This window comes from Streptomyces sp. NBC_00287, from assembly GCF_036173105.1.
Taxonomy (GTDB): domain Bacteria; phylum Actinomycetota; class Actinomycetes; order Streptomycetales; family Streptomycetaceae; genus Streptomyces.
Genome location: NZ_CP108053.1, coordinates 5289687 through 5309022, shown reverse-complemented (window position 1 = coordinate 5309022; position 19336 = coordinate 5289687). Strand labels below are relative to the sequence as shown.

The window sequence follows — 19336 nt, the reverse complement described above, 5'->3', positions numbered from 1 at the left end:
TCGTGGCTCCTGCGGGGTGGGGTCGGGTGGGGCCTGGTTGCTCAAAAGTACCAACGCGGCACCAGTACCAACGCACCGCTGGAGGCCCAGGTTCCATGGGCGCACACAGGATGCCCTTTGCGGCTGCCCGGACCAAGCTGTGAACCATGGGTATCGATGAGTACGGCGGCGGACAGGGCCCTCAGCCCGACGTCCTGGTGGTCACCACGAACGACGTACCCGGCCACCGGGTCCAGGAGGTCATCGGTGAGGTCTTCGGGTTGACGGTGCGCTCCCGGCATCTGGGCAGTCAGATCGGAGCGGGGCTGAAGTCGATGGTCGGCGGTGAGCTCAAGGGGCTCACCAAGACGCTCGTGCAGACCCGCAACCAGGCCATGGAGCGCCTGGTGGAGCAGGCACGCGCGCGTGGGGCCAATGGCGTACTGGCCTTCCGGTTCGATGTGACCGATGCCGCGGACGTGGGCACCGAGGTGTGTGCGTACGGCACGGCCGTGGTCCTGGTCCGGGAGTAGGGGGCACTCCCCGGACCGGGGGATCACGCCGTGTGGCGGGCGGCGTTCGCCTTGATCGCGTCCCGCAGGTGTTCCGCCATGCCCGGGTGCATGGCGTCGTAGAACGCCGTGAAGCGTTCGTCGGCGACGTACATGTCCCCCAGGCACTGGTGCATCTCGTACGGGCAGTCGTAGAACCAATTGCCGAGGTACCGGCGGTGCTCCTCGGCCATGTCCATGGCCACCTCGCCGGCCGGCCGCTCACCTGCGGTCATCAGGGCCTTGTAGCGCTCGCCCCACTCGGCCCCCTCGGCCTGCATGCGCTTCCAGTCGTCCTTGGTGTAGTTCGCCGCGCGGCGCTGTGACTCGGCATACGCCTCCGTGTTGCCCCAGCGTGCCTCCGCCTCTTCGGCGTACTGCTCGGGGTCGTTGTCGCCGAAGACCTCGAAGCGCTCTTCGGGGGTGAGGTTGATGCCCATCTTGCGTGCCTCCATGGCCTGCTCCACGGCCTCCGCCATCTTCTGCAGCTTCTCGATCCGGGCGGTCAGCAGCTCGTGCTGGCGGCGCAGATGCGCGCGCGGGTCTGCTTTTCCGGCGGCCTGATCGTCGAGCAGGGCGGCGACCTCGTCGAGCGGGAAGCCGAGCTCCCGGTAGAACAGGATCTGCTGCAGCCGGTCGAGGTCGCCGTCGCTGTAGCGCCGGTGGCCCGCGTGGCTGCGCTCGCTGGGGACGAGCAGGCCTATGTCGTCGTAGTGGTGCAGCGTGCGCACCGTCACTCCGGCGAAGCCCGCGACCTGTCCCACGGAGTAGCTCACTTCGTCCGCTCCCTTCTCGGTACGCACTCCACGGTGAATCCTCACGCCACGTGAGGTGCAAGCCCTTTCAATACGGCCGTATTGACCGGTTTGCCCGCTTATCGTGGCCCCCGTGCCCCAGGACACCGCGCCGCAGGCGCCCGCCGCTCCGGCGCGCGCCCTGCTGCCGCTGATCCTCCCCGCCCTGGTGGTGGGCGTGGGTGCCGCCCTGCTCTTCCTCGGGGTGAGCGAGGCGGCCGAGGCCTTCCAGGACGTGCTCTGGCAGGACCTGCCCGACGCGCTGGGCGTGGGCCGCTACTCCGTGCTGTGGATGCTGGTCATGCTGACCGCGACCGGGGTGGCCGTCGGTCTGGTGGTGTGGAAGGCGCCCGGGCACGCGGGGCCCGATCCGGCCACCACGGGTCTGGACGCGCCCGTACTGCCGCCTGTCGTCCTGCCGGGGCTGCTGGTGGCGACCGCTCTGATGCTCGCGGGCGGGCCGAGCCTGGGCCCGGAGAACCCGATCATCGCCGTCAATGTGAGCCTCGCCTTCTGGCTCGGGCACCGGTTCCTGCCCCGGGCGCCGGGCGGGTTGTGGACGGTGCTGGCGGAGGCCGCGACGATCGGCGCGCTGTTCGGTACGCCGGTGGCGGCGGCGCTGGTGATCTCGGAGGCGTTGGCCGGGCGGCAGGTGAAGGGGGCGCTGTGGGACAACGTCTTCGCGCCGCTCATCGCGGCCGCCGCCGGGGCGATCACCACCACGCTGCTGGCACATCCCACCTTCGACCTCGATCTGCCGGCCTTCGGGCGCCCCGGCTGGGGCGATCTCCTGGCAGCGCTGGTGATCGCCTCGGCGGGCGCGCTGCTCGCCATGGCCGCCGTGTACGCCTTCCCGTACGTCCACGCCGCCTTCGCCCGGCTGCGGCACCCGATGCTGATGCTTCCGCTGGGCGGGCTCGTTCTGGGGCTGTTGGGGGCCCTGGGAGGCCATCTGACGCTCTTCAAGGGGCTGGAGGAGGTCGGGGAGCTGGCGGCCGATCCCGAGGGCTGGTCGGCGGGCGAGTTCGCGGGGATGGCGGTGGTGAAACTGGCCGCGCTGCTCGTCGCCGCCTGCTGCGGCTTCCGCGGCGGGCGGATCTTCCCGGCCGTGTTCGTCGGGACGGCCCTCGGTCTGTGTGCCCACGCCCTGGTGCCGGAGGTGCATCCGGCGGTCGGGGTCGCGGCGGCCGTCCTCGGAGTGCTGCTCGCCGTCACCCGGCAGGGCTGGGTGAGCCTGTTCGTCGCCGCGATCCTCGTGTCCTCCCCCGACGTCATCGCGCTGCTGTGCATCGCGTCCCTGCCCGCCTGGCTGCTGGTGACCGGCCGCCCCCAGATGCAGCTGCGCGCAGACGGCACCCCGGTCCGCTGAACCCCCCGATCCGCTAGGAGACTTCGATGGCACTGCACAAAGGACCCGCCCGGCTCGACGACCGCCCCGTGTCCGTCAACCCCTTCCACGGGCAGGCCAATCCGGTCGGCGGCATGACCGAGGCCCCACCCCAGCACCGGCTCCCGGACAGCCCGGTGCCGCCGATGACCGCCTACCAGCTCGTCCACGACGAACTGATGCTGGACGGCAACGCCCGGCTGAATCTGGCCACCTTCGTCACCACCTGGATGGAGCCGCAGGCCGGGGTGCTGATGGCGGAGTGCCGGGACAAGAACATGATCGACAAGGACGAGTACCCACGCACCGCCGAGCTGGAGCGGCGCTGTGTGGCGATGCTCGCCGATCTGTGGAACGCCCCCGATCCGGCGGCCGCCGTGGGCTGTTCGACGACCGGCTCCAGCGAGGCGTGCATGCTCGCCGGGATGGCGCTCAAGCGCCGGTGGAGCAAGCGGAACACGGGCGGTCGCCCCAATCTGGTCATGGGCGTCAATGTGCAGGTCTGCTGGGACAAGTTCTGCACCTTCTGGGAGGTGGAGGCCCGACTGGTCCCCATGGAGGGCGGCCGGTATCACCTCGACCCCCAGGCGGCGGCCGAGCTGTGCGACGAGAACACCATCGGGGTCGTGGGCATCCTCGGCTCCACCTTCGACGGGTCCTACGAACCCATCGCCGACCTGTGCGCCGCCCTGGACGCCCTCCAGGAACGCACCGGACTCGACATCCCGGTCCATGTGGACGGCGCCTCCGGGGCCATGGTCGCGCCCTTCCTCGACGAGGACCTGGTGTGGGACTTCCGTCTCCCGCGCGTGGCGTCGATCAACACCTCCGGGCACAAGTACGGGCTGGTCTACCCGGGTGTCGGCTGGGCGCTGTGGCGCGACAAGGCGGCGCTGCCCGAGGAACTCGTGTTCCGCGTGAACTACCTGGGCGGGGACATGCCGACCTTCGCGCTGAACTTCTCCCGGCCCGGCGCCCAGGTCGTCGCGCAGTACTACACCTTCCTCAGGCTGGGCCGCGAGGGCTACCGGGCCGTGCAGCAGGCCTCCCGGGATGTCGCGAGCCGTCTCGCCGGGCAGATCGAGTCCCTCGGTGACTTCGAACTGCTCACCCGGGGCGACCAGTTGCCCGTCTTCGCTTCACCACGGCGCCCGACGTGAAGGCGTACGACGTCTTCGACGTCTCCCGCAGGCTGCGTGAGCACGGCTGGCTGGTGCCCGCGTACACCTTCCCGCCGAACCGGGAGGACCTGTCCGTGCTGCGGGTGGTGTGCCGCAACGGCTTCTCGACGGACCTCGCGGCGCTGCTCATGGACGATCTGCAACGCCTGCTGCCGGAACTCCGGCGCCAGCCACGCCCCTTGGGGCGCGACGCCGGGCAGGCCACCGCCTTCCATCACTGAGCGGACCCTCCCAGGGTGAAGTCGTGCCACCGCGCCCCGTCCGCCGATATGCGGTACTCCCCGTTGCCGTAGCTGTCGTTCCACAGCCAGCCGAGCGGGGTGTGGGTCGTCGAGCCCGCCGGGGCGCGGGCGCCGCCGGCCGAGCGGAAGGTTCGGGCGCCGTCGGTGCTGCGCCAGATGCCGGTCTCGCCGTACACCGTGACGCTGCCGTCGGTGGCCACGACGAGGTCGCCGAGGATCGACAGGGGCTCGACGCCCTTGCGGTAGGACCAGACGCGGGTCCAGGTGCTGCCGCCGTCGGTGCTGGTGTGGATCGCGTGCAGGCCGTTCTTCACCTCCTCGTCCATGAGCTGGCCCGGCTGGGCGGCGTACAGGCGGCCGCCTCCGGCGACCACGCGGAAGCCCCAGCTGTCCTTCCCGGGCTCGGTCAGGCGGGTCACCTCCCAAGTGCGGCCGCGGTCCTCGCTCTTGGCCAGGGCCGGACGGCCGGAGTCGTCCCAGCCGGAGACGAAGAGCGCGTCACGGGATACGTCACCGGACGGGGCGAGGATGCCCTTCAGGGGTGGTTGCCGCTCCAGGACGCGATGTTCGCCGGTGTCGGGCAGGACGACGAGCAGCCGGTTGCGGGTGCAGTAGCTGAGGTCGGACTCCAGCTCCAGACACTCCCCGGTCATGAGGGCGCCCTCGGGGACGGTGGCCGTGCGGCCCTTCGGCTCGGTCGAACCCCGCTTCCAGGTAAGGCCGTTGTCCCCGGTGAACCAGGTCGGCGCGGGCCGCCGCCAGTCCTCGCTCTGGTCGATGATGACGGCGCGGCCCGGCCCGAGGACGGTGAGACCGGCGGTGATGCCCCGGTCGCCGGTGACGTCCGGCAGCGGTGATGTGCCCAGGCGCCAGCGCCGGGCGCCCTTGTCGAGGACGGCCACATGCTGCTCGCACCGCACGCCGGTGCACTGCGCGAGCAGCGCGAAGCCGGAGCCGTCGGCGGCGAAGCCGAGGCTGTGGGACCAGCCGGGGAGGTCGACAGCGGACGGTATGCGCGGCGGCGGTACTCCAGCCACTGTGGTGGCGGACGGCGCGGCAGAGCTTCCCGCGCGCCCGCCCGTCGACCCTGTGCCGCACGCGGCCGGCAGCAGAAGCAGCACCGCCCCGAGCAGCAGCGCCCTCGACCCGTGAAACCTCATGGAATCCCCCGATCTGCGGTGATCAGCAGCCGATTGCTACTTCTGATACACCGCAGACCGGACTCGGGTTCCACTCCTCACCGAACTTTCCGGCGCTACTTGCTGAGCGCCCCGAACCGCCGCACCGCCAGCGGAAAGAACACCGCGAGCAGCCCCAGCGACCACCCCACCGCAGGCCACACATGCCCCGCCTCGCCGCCCGGCCCGCCGAACAGATCCCGTACCGCCGTCGCCGTATGGGACATGGGGTTCCACTCGACCACCGTCCCCAGCCAGCCCGGCATCGAGTCGGGGTCCGCGATGGCGTTGGACAGGAACCCGATCGGCCAGACCAGGATCTGCACGGCCTGCAGCATCTCCGGCTTCCCGGCGACCAGCGCCAGATGGATGCCGATCCACAGCATCGCGAACCGGAAGAGCAGCAGCAGCCCGACCGCGCCGAGGAAGGCCCCCGGGCCGCCCTGCGCGCGCCAGCCCAGCGCGTACCCGATCGCGATCATCAGCGTCAGCGCGAGCGCCGATTGGATCACGTCGGCGGCCGAACGGCCCACCAGGACCGCGCCGTTGGCCATCGGCATCGAGCGGAAGCGGTCGATCACCCCTTTGTTGAGGTCCGGGGTGACGGCGAGCATCGTGCCCTCCAGGCCGAAGGCCATGGTGAGCGCGAGCATGCCGGGCACGAGGTAGTCCAGGTACGCGCCGCCGACCTCCCGGCCGCCGCCGATCAGATAGCCGAACATCAGCAGCAGCATCACCGGGAAGGCCAGTCCGACGGCCAATTGGACCGGTTGCCGTGCCCAGTGGGCGAGTTCGCGGCGGGTCATGGTCCAGGAGTCGGTCAGTGCGTAGGTGGTCATACGGCCTCCTTCACCCGGTGGTCGCCGGATCGGTCGTCGTCGGCTCGGTCGTCGCCGGCTCGGTCGTCGCCGGTGAGGTGCAGGAACACTTCGTCCAGGGTCGGGCGGCGCAGAGCGATGTCCTCCGCCTCGATCCCGGCCTCCTGAAGAGCCCGTACGACTCCGGAGAGCGCCGCCATCCGGTCGGTGACCGGGGCGCTCAGCAGCCGGCGGTCGACGTCGACCGATACGCCGGACGCGGGAACCGGCAACAGGGCTACCGCCGCGCCCAGTTGGCCCGCGTCGCGCAGCACCACATCGATGCGGTCACCCCCGATCGCGGCCTTCAGTTCGTCGGCCGTGCCGTCGGCGATGACGCGCCCGGCGTCGACGACCGAGATCCGGTCGGCGAGCTGGTCGGCCTCCTCCAGGTACTGCGTGGTGAGCAGGACCGTCGTACCGCCGCCGACCAGGGAGCGGACCGCGCTCCACACCTCGGCGCGGCCGCGGGGGTCGAGACCGGTCGTGGGTTCGTCCAGGAAGAGCACCTCCGGGTCGGTGATCAGCGACGCGGCGAGGTCCAGGCGGCGCCGCATACCGCCGCTGTACTGCCGTACCGCCTTGCGGCCGGTGTCGGCGAGACCGAAGCGCTCCAGGAGTTCGTCGGCACGCACGCGCGCGTGGCGGGCGCCCAGGTGGTACAGGCGGCCGAACAGCTCCAGGTTCTGCCTCCCGCCGAGTTCCTCGTCGAGCGCCGCGTGCTGGCCGAGCAGGCCGATGCGGAAGCGGACCGCGCGGGCCTCGGTCACCACGTCGTGCCCGGCCACCTCGATCCGGCCGCCGTCGGGTCGCAGGAGGGTGGAGAGGATGCGGACCAAGGTGGTCTTGCCCGCGCCGTTCGGACCGAGGACCCCGTGCACCGTGCCCCGCGCGACCCTGAGGTCGAGCCCGTCCAGTGCCTTCTTCTCGCCGTACTTCTTGTGTGCGCCTTCGACGGTGATCGCCGTGTCGGCCACGGACCCTCTCCTTCGCTGGTCGGACTCGGTAGTCAAACTTGACTACAACCACGAGGCTAATACCCCGACCGATAGTCGTCAAACTTGATTAGCGCGCATCCCCAGAATGCGTCTCACCCGTGGCGTACGGATTCTCCTGATCCTCGGCGAGGACGCCGACGAACGGCTCGCCCTCCCCCGCGAACGTGTACGCGCCGCCCTCGATCCGCTCGATCAGGCCTCTGGTCCACTGGGCCTCGGCGTCGGCCGTGTGGATCCAGAGGTTCATGATCTCGCCGATATGACCGAGCCGTTCGGGGCCGTCCTCGGGGACGTAGTGCTCGGTGACGGATCCGCGCCACTCCTCGATCCGCCGGATCCGCTCCTTCAGCAGGGCCGTCGTCTCGCCGCGCGGCAGGTCGACCATGAATCCGATGGCCGCCGACTTCATGTCCATCTTCTGGTCGTAGGAGGTCAGCGCCTCGCGGACCAGACGCAGGTACTCCTCGATGCCCCGCTCCGTGATCTCGTACTCGGTGCGGGGCGGGCCCCCTGCCGTGGACGGCGCGATCTCGTGCGCGAGGAGCAGTCCCTGTTTCGCCATCTGCTTCAGGGCGTGGTAGATCGAGCCGGGCTTGGCGTTGGACCACTCGTGCGCGCCCCAGTACTCCAGGTCGTTGCGCACCTGGTAGCCGTGGGCCCGCCCGTGCTGGCGGACCGCGCCGAGCACCAGGAGACGGATCGCTGACATGCGGTCCAGGTTATGGCCTCAGGCTTAGGCGAGGTCCACCAGCTCGAACGCCGTCTTTCCGTCCAGCGACTCCCGGATGATGTCGGCGTGACCGGCGTGCCGGGCGGTCTCGCGGATCAGGTGCAGGACCAGCCAGCGCAGGGACACCCGCCCCTCCGGCGGGAACCAGGGCATGTCGGGCAGCGCGAAGGTGTCGTCGAGGTTCGGCGCCGAGCGGATGAAGGCCTCGGTCTCGGCGGCGACCTTCTCCCAGTAGTCGAGCTGCGAGGCGACCGTCTCCCCGTCGACCAGCACGAAGCACTCGTGCCAGTTCGACTGGTCCCGCTTGACGGCGGGCGGCTCGCCCTTGGCCAGCGAGATCCAGTACTGCTCGACCTCGGCCACATGCTTGACCAGGCCGGCCAGGGAGAGCTCGCTGGCGCTGGGCTTGGAGGAGGCCTGCTCGTCCGTCAGCGCGAGCACCGCCCGGCGGATGCCGCCGCGCTGCTCGGCCAGGAAGTTGAGCAGCGCGCCGCGCTCGTCGCCGTGCGCCTCTGCGGGAACGTGAGTGACCATGGTCGGCCGCCTTTCGTCGGAGTGGCTCGGAGGGTTCCTTGCCTGACACCGACGAAGCTACGGGCCATTGAGGTCAGTTTCTGTCCTCAATGGCCCGCCCTCGCGAAAGATTTGGCGCGAAAGTTCTAGAACGGGAACCCGCTGCGCCCGTGCTGCACCGAGATCCACTTCAGCGTGGTGAACGCGTCCAGCATCGTCTCGCCGTTCAGGCGGCCGAGGCCGGAGTGCTTCTCGCCGCCGAAGGGGACGATCGGCTCGTCGTGGACGGTGCCGTCGTTCACATGGAACATGCCCGTGTCGATCCGCTTGGCGAAGGCCACGCCCCGCTCGATGTCACCGGTGTGAACGGCGCCGCTCAGGCCGTAGGGAGTGTCGTTGACGAGGCGTACGGCCTCCTCCTCGCCGTCGAACGGGACGAGGAAGACGACCGGCCCGAAGACCTCCTGCTGAAGCAGCGGGGAGTCGGCCGGCACACCGGTCAGTACGGACGGCTCGACCAGGTTGTCGGTGGTCGCACCCCGAACCAGCGCGGTCGCGCCCTCGGCGACGGCCTGCTCGACGACGCCCGCGAGGGCGTCCGCCTGCGAGGAGTTGATGACCGGGCCGATGACGGTCTCCGGGTCGCGCGGGTCGCCCGCCTTGAGCGTCTTCACCTTGGCGACGAACTTCTCGGTGAACTCGTCGGCGATCGTACGGTCGACCAGGACGCGGTTGGCGGCCATGCAGACCTGGCCCTGGTGGACGTAGCGGCTGAAGACCGCGGCGTCGACGGCGTAGTCGAGGTCGGCGTCGTCGAGGACCACCAGCGCGCTGTTGCCGCCGAGTTCGAGGACCGAGCGCTTGAAGTGGGAGGCACAGACGGTGGCGACATGGCGGCCGACCTTGTCGGAGCCGGTGAAGGAGATGACCTTCGGGACCGGGTGCTCGATGAAGGCGTCGCCTATCTCCGCTATGTCGGTGACCACGACATTGAGCAGACCGCCGGGCAGGCCCGCGTCCTCGAAGAGCTTCGCGACCAGGGTGCCGCCCACGATCGGGGTGTTCTGGTGCGGCTTGAGCACTACGGCGTTGCCGAGCGCGAGGGCCGGGGCGACCGACTTCAGTGACAGCAGGAAGGGGAAGTTGAAGGGGCTGATCACACCGACGACGCCGACCGGGACGCGGTAGACGCGGTTCTCCTTGCCGTCCACCGGCGAGGGGATGATCCGGCCCTCGGGGCGCAGCGCCAGATGGACCGCCTCGCGCAGGAACTCCTTGGCGAGGTGGAGTTCGAAGGCCGCCTTCAGGCGCGTACCGCCGAGCTCGGCGATGATCATCTCGCTGATCTCGGCCTCACGGTCCTCGATCAGACGCAGGGCCTTCTCGAAGACACCGCGACGCGCGTACGCGTTCGTCGCGGCCCACTCCTTCTGGGCGCGGGCGGCGGCCTGATAGGCCTGATCCACCTCGTCGACCGTGGCTATGGTGACCGAGGCGAGCTTCTCACCGTCGTACGGGTTGAAGTCGATGATGTCCCAGGAGCCGGTGCCCGGGCGCCACTCGCCGTCGATGTACTGCTGGGCCAGGTCGGTGAAGTAGGACGACATGTGATCCCTCAATCCCTAGCGGGCATCCGTGCGGACACCTGATCAGCTTCTGATCGTCTCCACGGTCTGATCACACGTCATCGTACTTGTGTTTCAAGACAGTTGAAGGAGTCCCCGGAGAAGGTCCCGGCTCTCGTGCGGGCCCGGACTGTCCTGCTGGAGCTCCTTGAGCGCCTTCTCGTACTGGGCGACGTCCTCGTGCTTGTCCAGGTACAGCGCACTGGTCAGCTGCTCCAGATAGACGACGTCCGACAGGTCGGACTCCGGGAAGCTGAGGATGGTGAAGGCGCCGGACTCGCCGGAGTGACCGCCGAAGCTGAACGGCATGATCTGCAGCCGCACATTGGGGCGTTCGGAGATCTCGATCAGATGCTGGAGCTGACCGCGCATCACCTCGCGGTCGCCGTACGGACGGCGCAGGGCGGCCTCGTCGAGGACGATGTGGAACTCGGGGGCGCCGTCGTCGAGGAGGTACTTCTGCCGCTCGAGACGCAGCGCCACCCGCCGCTCGACGTCGGCCGCGCTCGCGCCCTTCATACCGCGCCGGACGACCGCGCGGGCGTAGGCCTCGGTCTGCAGCAGGCCGTGCACGAACTGCACCTCGTACGCCCGGATCAGCGCTGCGGCGCCCTCCAGGCCGACGTAGGTGGGGAACCAGCTGGGCAGCACGTCGGAGTAACTGTGCCACCAGCCCGCGACGTTGGCCTCCTTGGCGAGGGAGAGCAGCGAGGTGCGCTCGGCCTCGTCGTTGATGCCGTACAGCGTCAACAGGTCTTCCACGTCCCTGGTCTTGAAGCTCACCCGGCCCAACTCCATCCGGCTGATCTTCGACTCGGACGCGCGAATCGAGTACCCCGCGGCCTCACGCGTGATCCCGCGCGCTTCACGCAGTCGCCTGAGTTGCGAGCCGAGCAGCATCCGCCGCACCACCGATCCGGGCTCTCCCGCGCTCACGTTCGCCAGCCTCCCCAACCTCTTCAGGGCCCGAAGTCTGCCACTAAAACACTCCGAGCTGTACTCGCCTGATTACAGAGACGGAAAGAAGCCAAAGATTTCCTTCAGGAAGGGGGAAGAGGAAGGCAAGCGGGGAGCGAGAAGATGGCGGAAAAAATGGCCAACAAGCGGTACGGGAGGGTCCAATTCGGTCACGTGCACGTGCATCTGCCCTTGCATCTGCTGTACGCATCCGAAACCATGGTCCCGCGCAACCGCTGCATCGCAACGACCGCGAATACCCGGGAGTGCCTCGCATGGGGACGAATGGATCGACCATGCTCGAGCCGTTACGGCAGGGCCTTCCGCCGCTTGATCCCGCGGCCGTGTCCAACGCAGCCTCCTGCGCACTGCCCGCCCGCTACGAAGCGGTGCGCGAGGCCCGGCAGTTCACCCGCAGAACGCTCGACCAGTGGGACATAGGCGAACGCTTCGACGATGTCTGTCTGGTGGTGTCCGAACTCGTCACCAACGCACTCCGGCACGCCCTTCCGGGCAACCACGCGCGCGTGCCCGACCAGGTGCCTCCGGTACGGCTGCATCTGATGCGCTGGACCGAGCGGTTGGTGTGCGCGGTGCGCGACCCCAGTCACGACAGCCCCGTCGCACGCGACTCGGACGACTTCTCGGCGGAGTCCGGCCGCGGGCTGTTCCTGGTGGACTCCTTCGCCGACAGCTGGGGCTGGCACCCGATGGCCGGCACGCTCAACGGCAAGGTGGTCTGGGCGCTGTTCCGGCTGCCGCACAAGCCGCAACCGAGCGTCGCCGACTGATGAGCCGCGGCGCTTCGCGGCGCCGCGGTTCTACGCGCGTCACAGTACGTTCACAGTGCGCTCACAGACATCCGATGAGCACTGATTGCCGGAAAAGTTCCCTGAGTTGCCCGGTGAGGCGTCAGCCCGCTATCAAGTGGTCGAACTCGCCGTCCTTGATGCCCAGGAGCATCGCCTCGATCTCGGCGCGTGTGTAGACGAGCGCCGGACCGTCCGGGAAACGCGAGTTGCGCACGGCGACCTCCCCGCCGGGCAATCGGGCGAACTCCACGCAGGAGCCCTGCGAGTTGCTGTGCCGGCTCTTCTGCCAGGCCACACCGCTGAGCTGCGTGGCGGCCATGCCGTTGTACACGTCGTGGTCCACAGGTCGCTCCCCGGTGGTGCACTGGCTGGTGAGGCCATTGATGCATTGGTCAACTGACCCGGATCATAACCCTGTTCATGTGCAGATGCATGGGAGGATGCACGGGCAGATGCACGTGCACGCGGGGTGTTCCTGCGGTTACAGCTGCTGTCGCTGTGCTGACAGCTGTGACGTGCGCTTCAGCGAAGCCGTTCCAGCGTCTCCCCCAGAGCCCGCAGAACATGCGAACGCCGTCCCCCCGTCCATGATCTTCCGTGCCATCGACCGAGCCGGATCGTCCGGATCGAATCGCTCGTGTCCTAGGAAGAGACGCGTGGAACGCGCTTCCTGTTCCCCCGCATAGGTGACCGTTCAATCAGCGGAGTGTCCGGAATGACGTCGTCCCAGCGGACGCTCGGCATCCGCTGGGACGACGTAGGAGAGGGCCGCGACCTCGACGACGCCACGGAAGTCGATGCGTGGATGCGACATCGGGGTCGTGCGGTGGTCGACACGCACGACCCTGGGGTCGCTCTCGGGTGCGGTGCCCATGTCGGGTCTTTGTCGGGCATACGGCCGGGCAGTTCGCCGAGCCGCGTCGGACGCCTGCGCCAGAACGGCTCGTACGGATGGGGGTGGTCCCGTACGCCGGTGAACGGAGCCGGTGGCAGGCGGTAGGTGCGGTGTCGGCCGTCAGCGGGTCGCGTACGGCAGCAGGGCCATCTCCCGGGCGTTCTTGATGGCCTTGGCCAGCCGGCGCTGCTGTTGTGCGGAGATGCGGGTCACGCGGCGGCTGCGGATCTTGCCGCGGTCGGAGATGAACTTCCGCAGCAGGTCGGTGTCCTTGTAGTCGATGTACTCGATGCCGGCCCGGTCGAGCCGGTTGGGGCGGTTCTTGGCGGGCTTGCGTTCGATCTTGCGGGGCATGGTGGGGTCAGACCTCCAGGAGGGTGTCGAAGGCGGGCGGCAGCCGCTTCCAGGCGGCGCGCCCCGCGGCGTACTCGGCGTCGGTCAGCAGGCAGGACTCCAGCAGCTGTTCGAGGCCGTCCCGGTCCAGGCCGGGCGAGGTGAAGACGAGGTGCTGGCAGCAGTCGCCGTGCTCGGGGTGCCAGTCCATTGCGGCGGCGGCCCGGCGCACCGGCGGGACCATCTCCCAGGCGGCGTCGGGGAGGGAGGCGAGCCAGGGGCCCACGCTCTCCACGCACAGGGCACCGCCCGCCGCGTCCCAGTGCAGCAAGGTGTCCGGCTTGTCGGCGAGCCAGAACCGGCCCCGGCTGCGGGCGGCGGCGCAGGTGATGTCCTCCAGGGCCTCGTAGAGGCGCTCCGGGTGGAAGGGGCGGCGCCGGTGCCAGACCAGCGTGGAGACCCCGTGGGCGTCCGCCTCGGCGGGCAGCAGCGCGCACGCGGGGTGCTGGGCGGCCGCGGCCGCCTCCACGTCGAAGCCGGCGCGTACGGCGCCCGCCAGGTCACCGTGGCCGATCAGGACCTGGCGGGCCGTCGGATGCAGCTGCGCTAGCAGTTCGCGGTCCTCGTCGTCGGCGTCGGCGGACTCGACGAGGGCGAGGACGGGGGCGTACTCCAGCTGGCGCGCGAAGGTGTCGGCGACGGTGCGCTGGTCGGTGGTGGCGGCGGCCAGGCCCCGCTCGGCCAGGTCGTCGCCGTTGCCGAGGTAGGGCAGCAGCAGCGCCGGGTCGACGGCGGTGACCACGCCGGTGACGGTGTGGCCGCCGGAGGTGACGACCTCGGCCATGGCCTTGGGCTCGACCGAGTCCCACAGCTCGACGACCGCGAGCCGGGTGTCGCCGGCGTCCCGGAGCCGGTCCAGCTCCGGCACCAGGTCCTCGCGCAGGGCGCAGCAGGCGCAGTCGTTGACGAGCGGTGCCTCGCCGGCATCCCGGATGCCGCCCGCGTCGCGGATCGTCCGTACGACGGTGCCCGCCGTGGCCGTGGCGAGGTCGTGGTGGAGTACGACGCTGCCGGGCACCTCGGCGAGCAGCCGGTCCACGGCGGCCTTACGGGCGTCGGCGTGCAGTCCGCCGACGATCACGACGGGGAGCATCAGCCCTGCTTTCCGTACCGGCGCTCGAAGCGCTCCACGCGTCCGGCGGTGTCCAGCACGCGCGCGGTGCCGGTGTAGAACGGGTGGCTGACGTTCGAGATCTCGACGTCCACGACCGGGTAGGTGTGGCCGTCCTCCCACTCGATCGCCTTCTCGCTCGTCATCGTCGAGCGGGTGAGGAAGGCGTAGTTCGCGGCGCGGTCACGGAAGACGACGGGGCCGTAGTCCGGGTGGATTCCCTTGCGCATGACCTCAGCGCTCCTCTCGGAAGTCGACATGGCGGCGGGCGACCGGGTCGTACTTGCGCAGGGTCATACGGTCCGGGTCGTTGCGGCGGTTCTTGCGGGTCACGTAGGTGAAGCCGGTCCCGGCCGTGGACCGGAGCTTGATGACCGGACGGAGTTCGTTGCGAGCCATGCTGGTATCTTACTGAAAATGAATTCCATTTACACATCGCGTTCGAGAGAGGTGCGTCACCTGTGTCCGCCCACTGCATGCTGACCGGCGCCCGGCCCGGCTTCGGCAACAACATCTCCTTCTCCCACCGGCGGACCTCCCGCCGCTTCGACCCCAACATCCAGAGCAAGCGCTACTGGCTGCCCAGCGAGGGCCGCCATGTGCGGCTGAAGCTGAGCGCGAAGGGGATCAAGACCGTCGACGCGATCGGCGTCGAAGCGGCTGTGGCGCGCATCCGCGCGCGGGGGGTGCGTGTCTGATGGCCAAGAAGAGCAAGATCGCGAAGAACGAGCAGCGGCAGGAGATCGTCGCGCGGTACGCCAAGAGGCGGGCCGAGCTGAAGGAAATCATCCGCAGGCCGTCCTCGACGGAGGACGAACGGCTCGCCGCTCAGCGCGAGTTGCGCCGCCAGCCGCGCGACGCGAGCCACACGCGCGTGCGTAACCGGGACCAGGTGGACGGGCGTCCGCGCGGGTACTTCCGGGCGTTCGGGCTGTCCCGGGTGACGCTGCGGGAGCAGGCGCACGCGGGGTTCCTGCCGGGGGTCCGCAAGTCGTCCTGGTAGCCGTCCTTGTGACGGTCGTCGTTCTCGTCGTGGTTACGTGCTGGTAGCTTGCTGCGGACTTGGCGTCCTTGACCGGCTCACCCTGGGGGCTTGCAGTGACTTCGGCGACGTACGCGCGCGTGGCGCGCAGGCGGATGCGGATCGCGGCCGCGGGTCTTGCCGGTGCGCTCGTGCTGAGCGGGTGCAGTGACGACGACTCCTCGGACGACGGCTCGCCCAGCGCGAGCGCCACGCCGTCCGCCGCCGAGTCCGCCGACACGGGCGGGGGCGGCGGCGGTACGGCGTCCCCCGCCGGGGAGTTGGAGGGCAGCTGGCTCGCCACGACCGACGGCAAGGCCGTGGCGCTGGTCGTCACCGGCAGCCAGGCGGGTCTTTTCGCGACCGGCGGGACCGTGTGCAGCGGCAGCGCGGGCGACACGATCCGACTGAAGTGCTCCGACGGCAGCAAGGACCGGGCGACCGGGACCGTCTACTCCGTCGACGAGGACACCCTCAAGATCATCTGGGAGGGCGGCCTCGGCGGCGAGACGTACCGGAAGGCCGAGGGCGCGACGCTGCCGACCGGGCTGCCGACGGCCGGTCTCGGGTCTTAGCTCCACAGGGCCCACAGGGCTGATGGCTCACATCCGTATGCGGGATGATCCAGGCACTCGACCCGTCACACCCGCCCCAGAGGACCCCACATGCGCGCCACCGCCCTCCCCCTCGCCGCCCTCGCCGCGGCACTGCTGCTGACCTCCTGCGATGACAGTGACGGCGGCGGGGAGGAGAAGCAGAGCGAGGGCGCTACGGCCGCCTGCGCGATCGGTGACCTGGAGGTGCAGGTCGGTCCGGCCAACGCCGCCCCGGCCGCCGGGGACACCGGCAATGTGCCCGTCACGCTCACCAACAGCGGCGCCGAGTGCACGCTGGAGGGCCTGCCCTCCGTGACCCTGAAGGCGGACGGCACCTCGGCGGAGGTGGCCCCCGACGCGGCGGCGACGAAGCAGAAGCGGACGCTTGCGAAGGGCGGGACGGTGTCCTTCACCGTCACCTATGTGCGCGGGGAGGCGGGCAGCGGCCTCGCGGTGAAGACGGCCGAGTTCGGTCTGCCGGGCGATGAGGCGACGCGGAGTTTCCAATGGTCGTACGGAGAAGTCGCGCTGAAGGGCGAGGAGCCGGACGCCTCGGTGAGCGGGTTCCAGCAGGGCGACTGAGCCGGGCTCAGTCCAGCGGGCGGCGGGCCTTCATCTGAGCCCGGTCGGCCGCCTCGGCGCCCTGGGTCCAGCCCGCCGCGTCGCTCACGCCCCGCAGCCGGGTCGTGGTGGTCTCCGGGAACATGTGATCGAGCCGGGCGGTGACCGCGACCTCCCGGGAGGCCAGGACGGGCAGCAGGTCGTCGCTCACCTGGGTCTCGGCGACCCGCGCGAGGCGGGTGCCGATGCGGTGGGCGTAGGCGGCGAGGAAGGACTGCCGGAAGGTCTTGGTCCGCTTGCGTCCGCCGGCGCGCTGGGCCGCCTCCGCCTTGGCCATCGCGGTCTGCGCCTGGACGAGGAGCGAGGTGTAGAGCAGCTCGACCACCTCCAGATCGGCCTCGAAGCCGACGACGGTGGAGAAGCCGACGGCTTCGTTCCACACCGCGCGGCAGTGGTTCGCGGCGGCCACCGCGTCCAGCAGCACCGCCTTGGCCTGCTCGTACGGCGGCTCGACGCCGATCCGGCAGGCTCCGGGGGTGTCGGGCGCGGGTGCCTGGGCCGACAGCAGGGCCTCGTCCACGCTGTGCCGGGCCATCAGCTCCTGCGCCTTGGCGGTCAGCGCCTCCGCCTCCTCCGGGAAGCCCGTCGCCTCGGCCTTCGCGAGCAGCGCACGGATCCGGGTCAGCATGCGGGACTCGGGCCTGCGGGACTGCTGCGGATCGTCGAGGGGTTCGAGGGGCGGCAGACGCAGCAGCACGCGGTACAGCTCCAGGACGGTGGTCGCGTGCGAGAAGCGGTCGCCCGCGCGCGTGGGCGTCGCGTCCAGCTCGTCGAGCTGCGCGCGCCAGCGGGGGCCGCGCGGAATGTCGTCCGGCGCCTGCGCGTGGATCAGGGTCGCCAGCAGGCGCACATGTACGTCGTCCAGGTCGCGCCGGACGATCCGTACGACATCGGCGGGCTGCCAGCCGCGCCGCCAGGCCGCCGCGACGAACTCCCAGCCCCGGCGCTCCAGTTCGGCGTCCGCGCCGGTGTCGGCGGCGAGGAGGGAGGCGCCGGTGTCCAGGGCGGTGTCGGAGTCGGTGTGGAGGGCGGCCCGGAAGGCGAGGTCGACGGTGCGGGGCGTGCTGGTCACGGGAGGATGGTGTCATGGGCCCCCGGTCCGTCTCACTCCCCGGAATTCGGTCGCCCGCGCGCGTGGGAGCTCGGGGCACGGCGCTCGCCGAAGTAGCCGGGGGCCGTTGTCAGACCCTCCTGCCACACTCACGAGCATGACCGACCGGTGGGCTCTCGCACCGGCCGAGGACGGTGGCGTGGAGCTCGCCCCCCTCGGCCCGGACGGGCTGCCCGCCGGGCCGGTCGTGCGGGAGCCGGATCTCGCCGCTGCGGTGCGCGGCAGGCCGGAGGTCGCGCGCTGGGTCTGGCGTTCCACCGCCGAGGTCTACCCGCGCCTGCTCGCCACGGGGGTGCGAGTGGAGCGGTGCTACGACATCGAGGACACCGAGACCCTCCTGCTCGGCCATGAGGGGCGGTACGGCGAACCCCGTTCTGCGGCGGCCGCCCTGGGGCGGCTGCGCGGCGGCCCCGTACCGCCCGACCCGCCCCAGCGGTCGGCCGAACCGGGCGCGCAGTCCTCGCTGTTCGAGCCGCGGGCCGTCCATGTGCCGCTGGCCGACCTGCTGGAGGTCTACGCCGAGCAGCAGCGGCGGCACGAGAAGGCCGCGCACCCGGAGCGGATGCGGCTGCTGACGGCCGCCGAGTCGGCGGGGATGCTGGTCGCCGCCGAGATGAACCGCGCCGGGCTGCCGTGGAGCGCCGACGTCCACCGCCGGGTGCTGCACGAACTGCTCGGCGAGCGGTACGCGGGCGGCGGCGAGCCCCGACGCCTGGCCGAACTGGCCGACGAGGTGTCCGCCGCCTTCGGGCGCCGGGTCCGGCCCGATCTGCCCGCCGATGTCGTCAAGGCCTTCGCGCAGGCCGGTATCAAGATCCGCTCGACCCGGCGCTGGGAGATCGAGTCCCTCGACCACCCGGCCGTGGCGCCGCTGATCGAGTACAAGAAGCTCTACCGGATCTGGGTGGCCCACGGCTGGTCCTGGCTCCAGGACTGGGTGCGCGAGGGGCGGTTCCGGCCGGAGTTCCTCGCGGGCGGCACCGTCACCGGACGGTGGGTGACCAATGGCGGGGGCGGGCTGCAGATCCCCAAGGTGATCCGGCGGGCGGTCGTCGCCGACCCCGGCTGGCGGCTCGTCGTCGCCGACGCCGACCAGATGGAGCCGCGCGTCCTGGCCGCCATCTCGCGCGACCCCGGTCTGATGGAGGTGGCGGGCCGGGAGAGCGACCTGTACCAGTCGGTCTCCGACCGGGCCTTCTCCGGCGACCGCGCCCAGGCCAAGCTCGCGGTGCTCGGCGCGGTCTACGGCCAGACCTCCGGCGACGGCCTGAAGAACCTCGCCGCGCTCCGCCGCCGCTTCCCGCTCGCGGTGGCCTACGTCGACGACGCGGCGCGGGCCGGCGAGGAGGGGCGGCTGGTGCGCACCTGGCTGGGCCGCACCTGCCCGCCCGCTGCCGGAGCGGGCGAGGACGCGGCGGAGGAGGCGGGCATCCCCGTCACGGATGACTCCGACGAAGGCCGGCAGTGGATCCCGGGGTACGCCTCCACCGACGCACGCGCGCGTGGGCGCTTCGCCCGTAACTTCGTCGTCCAGGGCAGCGCCGCCGACTGGGCGCTGCTGCTGCTCGCCGCGTTGCGTCAGGCCTGTGCGGACATGGCGGCCGAGCTGGTCTTCTTCCAGCACGACGAGGTCATCGTGCACTGCCCCGAGGAGGAGACGGAGGCGGTCGTCGCGGCGATCCGGGAGGCGGCGGAGCTGGCGGGGCGGCTGACGTTCGGGCAGACGCCGGTGCGGTTTCCGTTCACCACGGCGGTGGTGGAGTGCTATGCGGACGCGAAGTGAA

Annotated in this window: 23 protein-coding genes and 1 pseudogene; 9 read left to right on the top strand and 15 right to left on the bottom strand. The window is 70.5% G+C overall.

Annotated elements, in window-relative coordinates:
* Nucleotides 1–146 precede the first annotated feature (146 nt).
* On the top strand, nt 147–512 hold the full coding sequence (locus OHT76_RS24190) for a YbjQ family protein (RefSeq protein ID WP_328872955.1): 366 nt from the start codon (nt 147–149) through the stop codon (nt 510–512).
* A gap of 23 nt (nt 513–535) precedes the next feature.
* On the opposite strand, the gene OHT76_RS24185 is transcribed toward OHT76_RS24190, so the two are convergent.
* Nucleotides 536–1306, bottom strand: a complete 771-nt coding sequence (locus OHT76_RS24185; RefSeq protein WP_328872954.1) for a MerR family transcriptional regulator — start codon at nt 1304–1306, stop codon at nt 536–538.
* Nucleotides 1307–1418: 112 nt separating this feature from the next.
* Here OHT76_RS24185 and OHT76_RS24180 point away from each other — a divergent pair, with 112 nt between their 5' ends.
* A complete protein-coding gene (locus OHT76_RS24180; protein ID WP_328872953.1) occupies nt 1419–2693 on the top strand; it encodes an ion channel protein in 1275 nt (424 codons plus the stop codon).
* A 26-nt stretch (nt 2694–2719) separates the two neighbouring features.
* Nucleotides 2720–4113: pseudogene (locus tag OHT76_RS24175) on the top strand (glutamate decarboxylase).
* On the opposite strand, the gene OHT76_RS24170 reads toward OHT76_RS24175, so the two are convergent.
* From OHT76_RS24170 to OHT76_RS24140, 7 genes are all read right to left on the bottom strand, one after another.
* The gene (locus OHT76_RS24170; protein ID WP_328872952.1) at nt 4107–5294 is read right to left on the bottom strand and encodes a WD40/YVTN/BNR-like repeat-containing protein; all 1188 of its coding nucleotides are present in this window, start codon (nt 5292–5294) and stop codon (nt 4107–4109) included. The pseudogene OHT76_RS24175 and the gene OHT76_RS24170 overlap by 7 nt on opposite strands.
* Nucleotides 5295–5389: 95 nt before the next feature.
* On the bottom strand, nt 5390–6151 hold the full coding sequence (locus OHT76_RS24165) for an ABC transporter permease (protein WP_328872951.1): 762 nt from the start codon (nt 6149–6151) through the stop codon (nt 5390–5392).
* Nucleotides 6148–7146 (bottom strand): ATP-binding cassette domain-containing protein, encoded by a 999-nt coding sequence (locus tag OHT76_RS24160; protein WP_328872950.1) that lies wholly within the window; start codon nt 7144–7146, stop codon nt 6148–6150. The genes OHT76_RS24165 and OHT76_RS24160 overlap by 4 nt, the downstream gene beginning before the upstream one ends.
* An 88-nt stretch (nt 7147–7234) precedes the next feature.
* Nucleotides 7235–7876, bottom strand: a complete 642-nt coding sequence (locus tag OHT76_RS24155; RefSeq protein ID WP_328872949.1) for a PadR family transcriptional regulator — start codon at nt 7874–7876, stop codon at nt 7235–7237.
* Between the two features lie 24 nt (nt 7877–7900).
* Entirely contained in the window at nt 7901–8431 is a 531-nt protein-coding gene (locus OHT76_RS24150) for a DinB family protein (protein WP_328872948.1), read from the bottom strand.
* A 125-nt stretch (nt 8432–8556) separates the two neighbouring features.
* Nucleotides 8557–10017 carry an aldehyde dehydrogenase family protein gene (locus OHT76_RS24145; RefSeq protein WP_328872947.1) on the bottom strand — a complete coding sequence of 487 codons (1461 nt, stop codon included), beginning with the start codon at nt 10015–10017 and terminating at the stop codon, nt 8557–8559.
* A 93-nt stretch (nt 10018–10110) separates the two neighbouring features.
* Nucleotides 10111–10935: a helix-turn-helix domain-containing protein gene (locus OHT76_RS24140; protein ID WP_328876608.1), complete on the bottom strand. Its 825-nt coding sequence runs from the start codon at nt 10933–10935 to the stop codon at nt 10111–10113.
* Between the two features lie 332 nt (nt 10936–11267).
* Here OHT76_RS24140 and OHT76_RS24135 point away from each other — a divergent pair, with 332 nt between their 5' ends.
* Nucleotides 11268–11783, top strand: a complete 516-nt coding sequence (locus OHT76_RS24135) for an ATP-binding protein (RefSeq protein ID WP_328872946.1) — start codon at nt 11268–11270, stop codon at nt 11781–11783.
* Between the two features lie 121 nt (nt 11784–11904).
* Here OHT76_RS24135 and OHT76_RS24130 read toward each other — a convergent pair whose 3' ends face one another.
* The 6 genes from OHT76_RS24130 to rpmG form a co-directional block, all read right to left on the bottom strand.
* Entirely contained in the window at nt 11905–12123 is a 219-nt protein-coding gene (locus tag OHT76_RS24130; protein ID WP_229859471.1) for a DUF397 domain-containing protein, read from the bottom strand.
* A gap of 375 nt (nt 12124–12498) precedes the next feature.
* Nucleotides 12499–12678 (bottom strand): hypothetical protein, encoded by a 180-nt coding sequence (locus tag OHT76_RS24125; RefSeq protein WP_328872945.1) that lies wholly within the window; start codon nt 12676–12678, stop codon nt 12499–12501.
* A gap of 141 nt (nt 12679–12819) precedes the next feature.
* Complete coding sequence (gene rpsR, locus OHT76_RS24120; protein ID WP_328872944.1) at nt 12820–13053, bottom strand: 30S ribosomal protein S18; 234 nt, start codon at nt 13051–13053, stop codon at nt 12820–12822.
* A 7-nt stretch (nt 13054–13060) separates the two neighbouring features.
* Nucleotides 13061–14185: a CobW family GTP-binding protein gene (locus tag OHT76_RS24115; protein WP_328872943.1), complete on the bottom strand. Its 1125-nt coding sequence runs from the start codon at nt 14183–14185 to the stop codon at nt 13061–13063.
* On the bottom strand, nt 14185–14433 hold the full coding sequence (locus OHT76_RS24110; protein WP_328872942.1) for a type B 50S ribosomal protein L31: 249 nt from the start codon (nt 14431–14433) through the stop codon (nt 14185–14187). Before OHT76_RS24110 ends, OHT76_RS24115 begins: the two co-directional genes overlap by 1 nt.
* Nucleotides 14434–14437: 4 nt before the next feature.
* The gene (gene rpmG / locus OHT76_RS24105) at nt 14438–14602 is read right to left on the bottom strand and encodes a 50S ribosomal protein L33 (RefSeq protein WP_046260352.1); all 165 of its coding nucleotides are present in this window, start codon (nt 14600–14602) and stop codon (nt 14438–14440) included.
* 62 nt (nt 14603–14664) lie between these two features.
* Between rpmG and rpmB the strand changes: the two genes are divergently transcribed.
* The 4 genes from rpmB to OHT76_RS24085 all read left to right on the top strand — a co-directional run bounded on the left by rpmB (nt 14665) and on the right by OHT76_RS24085 (nt 16402).
* Complete coding sequence (rpmB, locus tag OHT76_RS24100; protein ID WP_328872941.1) at nt 14665–14901, top strand: 50S ribosomal protein L28; 237 nt, start codon at nt 14665–14667, stop codon at nt 14899–14901.
* Nucleotides 14901–15206: a 30S ribosomal protein S14 gene (rpsN, locus tag OHT76_RS24095; RefSeq protein WP_328872940.1), complete on the top strand. Its 306-nt coding sequence runs from the start codon at nt 14901–14903 to the stop codon at nt 15204–15206. Before rpmB ends, rpsN begins: the two co-directional genes overlap by 1 nt.
* Before the next feature lie 95 nt (nt 15207–15301).
* The gene (locus tag OHT76_RS24090; protein WP_328872939.1) at nt 15302–15799 is read left to right on the top strand and encodes a hypothetical protein; all 498 of its coding nucleotides are present in this window, start codon (nt 15302–15304) and stop codon (nt 15797–15799) included.
* Between the two features lie 90 nt (nt 15800–15889).
* Nucleotides 15890–16402 carry a DUF4232 domain-containing protein gene (locus OHT76_RS24085; RefSeq protein ID WP_328872938.1) on the top strand — a complete coding sequence of 171 codons (513 nt, stop codon included), beginning with the start codon at nt 15890–15892 and terminating at the stop codon, nt 16400–16402.
* A 7-nt stretch (nt 16403–16409) separates the two neighbouring features.
* On the opposite strand, the gene OHT76_RS24080 is transcribed toward OHT76_RS24085, so the two are convergent.
* Nucleotides 16410–17513 carry a DUF2786 domain-containing protein gene (locus OHT76_RS24080; RefSeq protein WP_328872937.1) on the bottom strand — a complete coding sequence of 368 codons (1104 nt, stop codon included), beginning with the start codon at nt 17511–17513 and terminating at the stop codon, nt 16410–16412.
* Between the two features lie 136 nt (nt 17514–17649).
* Between OHT76_RS24080 and OHT76_RS24075 the strand changes: the two genes are divergently transcribed.
* Entirely contained in the window at nt 17650–19335 is a 1686-nt protein-coding gene (locus OHT76_RS24075; RefSeq protein WP_328872936.1) for a bifunctional 3'-5' exonuclease/DNA polymerase, read from the top strand.
* Nucleotide 19336 lies beyond the last annotated feature (1 nt).